3 protein-coding genes and 2 pseudogenes are annotated in these 5209 nt (G+C 65.5%); 4 read left to right on the forward strand and 1 reads right to left on the reverse strand.

Annotation, left to right across the window (positions count from 1 at the left end):
- The 4 genes and pseudogenes from CCR94_RS25275 to CCR94_RS20840 all read left to right on the forward strand — a co-directional run.
- Window positions 1–239 (forward strand): annotated as a pseudogene (locus CCR94_RS25275) (hypothetical protein); the annotation flags it as partial.
- A gap of 226 nt (window positions 240–465) precedes the next feature.
- Window positions 466–1593: a tRNA guanosine(34) transglycosylase Tgt gene (gene tgt / locus CCR94_RS20830; RefSeq protein WP_104509875.1), complete on the forward strand. Its 1128-nt coding sequence runs from the start codon at window positions 466–468 to the stop codon at window positions 1591–1593.
- A 493-nt stretch (window positions 1594–2086) separates the two neighbouring features.
- Complete coding sequence (guaA, locus tag CCR94_RS20835) at window positions 2087–3679, forward strand: glutamine-hydrolyzing GMP synthase (protein WP_104509877.1); 1593 nt, start codon at window positions 2087–2089, stop codon at window positions 3677–3679.
- 18 nt (window positions 3680–3697) lie between these two features.
- Entirely contained in the window at window positions 3698–4780 is a 1083-nt protein-coding gene (locus CCR94_RS20840; protein ID WP_104509880.1) for a helix-turn-helix transcriptional regulator, read from the forward strand.
- A gap of 43 nt (window positions 4781–4823) precedes the next feature.
- On the opposite strand, the pseudogene CCR94_RS25280 reads toward CCR94_RS20840, so the two are convergent.
- A pseudogene (locus CCR94_RS25280) lies at window positions 4824–5209 on the reverse strand (DNA polymerase III subunit delta'); the annotation flags it as partial.

Consider the following 5209-nt stretch of genomic DNA (forward strand, 5'->3'; position numbering starts at 1 on the left):
CCGTGATCCGGCGCAGCGAGGGCGGCGCCGAGGCGGGGCTGGCGCAAGGCGCGATGGAGACGGCGCGCGCCGGGGGCGGGGCGGTGCAATATTCCAATGAGTCGCCCGACCGCCCCGCCCTGCTCTTGCTGGCCTTCGACGCCGCCAATCTCTCCGCGCCCGCCGCGCCCGGCTTCGCCAACGGGCCGGAGGCGCCGCCCTTCGACATTTTCACCATTCAAACCCGCCTGGAGGATTGACCGCACGCCTCTATCGACCGGCGCGCCCTGCCCTGCGCGCGACCGTTGAGCTTCCGGCGGCCTTGACAACAGCCGTCGCGCTCTGCCTTGTGCCGGCCGACCCGCCGCCCCCAAAAGGCGCAGGATGGGCTGGCGGTGCCGTTCCGGATGCTCCTGCCGGCGTGGATGGCCGGACATATCCGGCATGACGCGGCCAAGAGGCGGCGCTCAACCGGCAAGAGGCTTTATGACCGAAGATTTCCAGTTCACCCTGCGCGCCCGCGACGGCGGCGCGCGCCTCGGCGAAATCTCCACCCCGCGCGGCATAATCCGCACCCCCGCCTTCATGCCGGTGGGCACGGCGGCGACGGTCAAGGCGATGTATCCCGGACAGGTGCGCGAGCTTGGCGCCGATGTCGTGCTCGGCAATGTCTATCACCTGATGCTGCGGCCGGGCGCCGAGCGCGTCGCGCAACTCGGCGGCCTGCACAGGTTCATGAACTGGCCGCACAACATCCTCACCGATTCCGGCGGGTTTCAGGTGATGTCGCTGGCCAAACTGCGCAAGCTCGACGAGAACGGCGTCACCTTCCAGTCGCATATCGACGGTTCGCGCCACCAGTTGACGCCGGAGCGCTCGATGGAGATTCAGCGTCTGCTCGGCTCCGACATTCAGATGCAGTTCGACGAATGTGTCAAACTGCCCTGTTCGCACGAGGAGGCGGAGCGCGCCATGCGCCTCAGCCTGCGCTGGGCCGAGCGCTCGCGCAAGGCGTTCGGCGAGCAACCGGGCCGCGCCTGTTTCGGCATCGTCCAGGGCGGCGCCGAGCGCGACCTGCGCATTGAAAGCGCCAAAACCTTGTCCGACATGGATTTTGGCGGGCTGGCGGTCGGCGGGTTGGCGGTGGGCGAACCGCAGGACGTCATGCTCGCCATGATCGAGACGGTCATGCCGCATCTGTCCGAGCACAAGCCACATTATCTCATGGGCGTGGGGACGCCTGACGATCTGCTGGAATCGGTGGCGCGCGGCATCGACATGTTCGATTGCGTGATGCCGACCCGGGCCGGGCGCCACGGCCTCGCCTATACGCGCTGGGGCAAGATCAATCTGAAGAACGCCAAAAACGCCGACGATCCACGCCCGCTCGACCCGATGAGCACATGCCCGGCGGCGCGCGACTATTCACGCGCCTATCTGCATCATCTCATGCGCTGCCAGGAAATTCTTGGGATGATGCTGCTGACCTGGGTCAATCTGGCCTATTACCAGGATCTGATGGTTTACGCGCGCGAAGCGATCGCGCAAGGCCGCTACGACGATTACCGGGCGGAGGTGAAGGAGAACTGGGCGCGCGGCGGGGAACCCGGCTAGCGCATGGGCGTTCGACTTGATCTGACGCAAGGTTAGAAAATGAAAGAGCGGAAAAGCTGAATGCTTTTCCGCTCCGCCTCGCCTTGTCCTGCCAGGACCGGAATATGCCGAAGCTGCTCTCTCCCCGAGATAAATTCCGACGCATATTCCAGAAACCCGACGTCCTCCCACGACTTGGACTCGAGCTCCGCGCCGATTATTCCGGCTGCGACCGTCTCCCCGACGGCTTTTGCAACCTAGTTGAAGAATATTCACTTGTCTATCTACCGCAGCGGTATTTATGACAAAAAAAATGGTTTGTATCAGTCGTCGTCAAGCTTTGGTTGTGCGCTGCACAATTAATTGACGACGTGCGAATCGAATGACCTTGGGTCAAACTGGCTCGATCTTGGGCAACCTTGCGCCGCCCGCGCCTTTCGCTTAATCCGATGCGCAATCCGCCAACCTTGGCGCAAGCGGCGCTCAGCCCGCGCGCTCCGCCTCAGGACCAATCATGACCGACCTCCACGACGATATCCTTCGGCGCCACGACAAAGCCCTCATTGTCGATTTCGGCTCGCAGGTCACCCAGTTGATCGCGCGTCGCGTGCGCGAAGCCGGGGTTTACTGCGAAATCGTCCCGTTCCAGTCGGCCGAAAAGGCTTTTGACGCCATAAAACCCGGCGCGATCATTCTCTCGGGCGGCCCGGCCTCCGTCACGCAAGCCGGTTCGCCGCGCGCGCCGGAAAACATTCTGAATTCGGGCCTGCCGATCCTGGCCATCTGCTATGGCCAGCAGACCATAGCCGCGCAAATGGGCGGCGCGGTCGAGGGCGGCCATCACGCCGAATTCGGCCGCGCCGAAGTCGAGGTGATCGCTCCCAGCGCCCTGTTCGACGGGCTGTGGGAGACGGGCGGGCGCCATCAGGTCTGGATGAGCCACGGCGACCGCGTCACCAAGCTTCCGGACGGTTTTACGGTCAAGGCCCGCAGCGAGAACGCGCCCCTCGCTTTCGCCTCCGACGAGAAGCGCAAAATCTTCACCACCCAGTTTCACCCGGAGGTCGTCCACACCCCCGACGGCGCCAAACTGCTGGCCAATTTCGTGCAAAAGGTCGCGGGGCTGAAATCCGACTGGACCATGGCGGCGTTTCGCGGCGAGGCGGTCAAGGCGATCCGCGCGCAAGTCGGGCAAGGCAGGGTTTTGTGCGGGCTGTCCGGCGGCGTGGATTCGGCGGTGGCCGCCGTGCTGCTGCACGAGGCCATTGGCGAGCGGCTGACCTGCGTGTTCGTCGATCACGGCCTGCTGCGCATGGGCGAGGCCGAGGAAGTGGTGCGGCTGTTCCGCGATCATTACAACATCCCGCTGGTCCATGTTGAGGCGCAGGATCTGTTCATTAACGCGCTGGAGGGCGAGGTTGACCCCGAAACCAAGCGCAAGACCATCGGCCGGCTGTTCATCGAGACTTTCGAGGCGGAAGCGAAAAAAATCGCGGCCGACGGCAAGGGCGCCCCGGAATTCCTGGCGCAGGGCACGCTCTATCCCGACGTGATCGAAAGCGTCAGCTTTACCGGCGGCCCGTCCGTCACCATCAAGAGCCACCACAATGTCGGCGGCCTGCCCGCGCGCATGAACATGAAGCTGGTCGAACCGCTGCGCGAACTGTTCAAGGACGAAGTGCGCGCGCTCGGTCGCGAACTCGGCCTGCCCGAAGCCTTTGTCGGCCGCCACCCCTTCCCCGGCCCCGGCCTCGCCATCCGCTGTCCGGGCGGCGTCACCCGCGAAAAGCTCGAGATTTTGCGCAAGGCGGACGCGGTCTATCTCGACGAAATCCGCAAGGCCGGGCTGTACGACGTGATCTGGCAGGCCTTCGCCGTGCTGTTGCCGGTGCGCACCGTGGGCGTGATGGGCGATGGCCGCACCTACGACCACGTCTGCGCCCTGCGCGCCGTGACCTCGGTCGACGGCATGACGGCGGACTTTTATCCCTATGACATGGCGTTTTTGGGCCGCGCCGCGACGCGCATCATCAACGAGGTCAAGGGGGTCAACCGGGTGGTGTATGACGTAACGTCAAAACCGCCGGGAACCATCGAATGGGAGTAAGGGACCGGAGCCCGCAAAATGTTCGATCCCGACCCTTTCATCGACCGCATTTACGAAGCCGCCATCGTCCCTGAAATGTGGCCGGATCTGCTTGAAGCCGTCTCCGTGCAATCGAAGGCGGTTGGCGGCGTGCTGTTCACCGCCAATTGCCAATACCAGGGCTGGACCGCGTCGCCGGACTTCGCGCCGCTGTTTCAGGATTTTCTCGACAAAGGTTGGGGCGAGCGCAACCAGCGGCGTCAGCGCGGTCTTGAACGCAACCTGCGCGGCTTCTTTACCGATGGCGATCTTTTCACGCAGGCGGAGATCGACGCCGATCCGAGCTACGACTATCTCAAGAGCATGGGATGCGGGCTGTGCGCGGCGCTCGCCGCGCCTTTGCCGAGCGGCGACGTGATCGCGTTCAGTTGGGAGCGCAGCCATGAAATCGGCCCCTACGAGCAAGACACGCTCGACGCCTTCAACCGGCTCTCCGGCCACCTGCAACGGGCGGCGCTGATCGCGGGTCGGCTCGGACTCGAGAAGGCGCGGGCGGCCGCCGAGGCGATGCGCGCCATCGGCCTGCCGGCGGCGGTTCTGTCCCGCGCCAACAAGCTCCTGCTTGCCAACGACCTGCTCGAACCGCTGATACCCGACGTTTTTCAGGATCGCCTGTTGCGATTCGCCTTTACCGATCTGCGCGCCGACGCGCAGTTCGCGCGGATCCTCGCCAAGATGCAATCGGGCGAGTGCGCCGCCGACCAGATTCAGTCGCTGCCGATCGCCGCGCGCGAGAATCGCCCGGCCATGGTCGCGCATGTCGTTCCCATCAGGCGCAAGGCCGAGGATGTGTTCTCGGCGGCGAACTGCCTGCTGGTCGTCACAGCCCTGTCCGTCGCGGTGTCGCCGGAGGCCGGGTTGATTCAGGGGTTGCTGGATCTCACGCCCGCCGAGGCGCGGGTCGCCCAGGCGATCGCCAGCGGCGCGCAGCCCGCCGAAATCGCCGTGAAACTCGGCGTCAGCGTCGGTACGGTTCGCACGCATATCAAGGCGATCTTCGCGAAGACGGGAACCTCGCGCCAGGTGGAGCTTGCGCTCCTGCTCTCGGGCGCGGTGCTTTAACGACAGCCGCGATTGCGACGACGCGCTTGGCGCCATCCAAACGTCATCCCCCCGCCTCCCGCGCCTTTTGCGCCAGCAGGTCGAAGGCCAGCAGGATGAAGGCGCGCTTGTCGAGGTTGAAGATCGCCAGTTCGCGCGAGTCGCGCTCCAGTTGCTCCCAGGCGTCGGCATAGGGGGCGACCGCGCGGGGGCCGTCGGTCCGCCGTGCCCGCAGCGCCGCGCTGAGCCAGCCGAAGGCGGCGGCCAAAAAGGCGTCGAAGGCGGTCGGGTCGCCCGCCGCGCCGTCGGCTATGCCGTGGACCAGCGGCCAGTCGATCCGGGGCAGCAGCGCCAGGGCGCGGAAAACCTGCGCGTCGAATTTCGCGTCGGCGGCGGAGAGCAGGCGCAACACCTCGCGCGGCGCGCCCTCGGCCCGCGCGCAGGCTGCGG

The organism is Rhodoblastus sphagnicola (assembly GCF_002937075.1).
Classification (GTDB): Bacteria; Pseudomonadota; Alphaproteobacteria; order Rhizobiales; family Beijerinckiaceae; genus Rhodoblastus; species Rhodoblastus sphagnicola.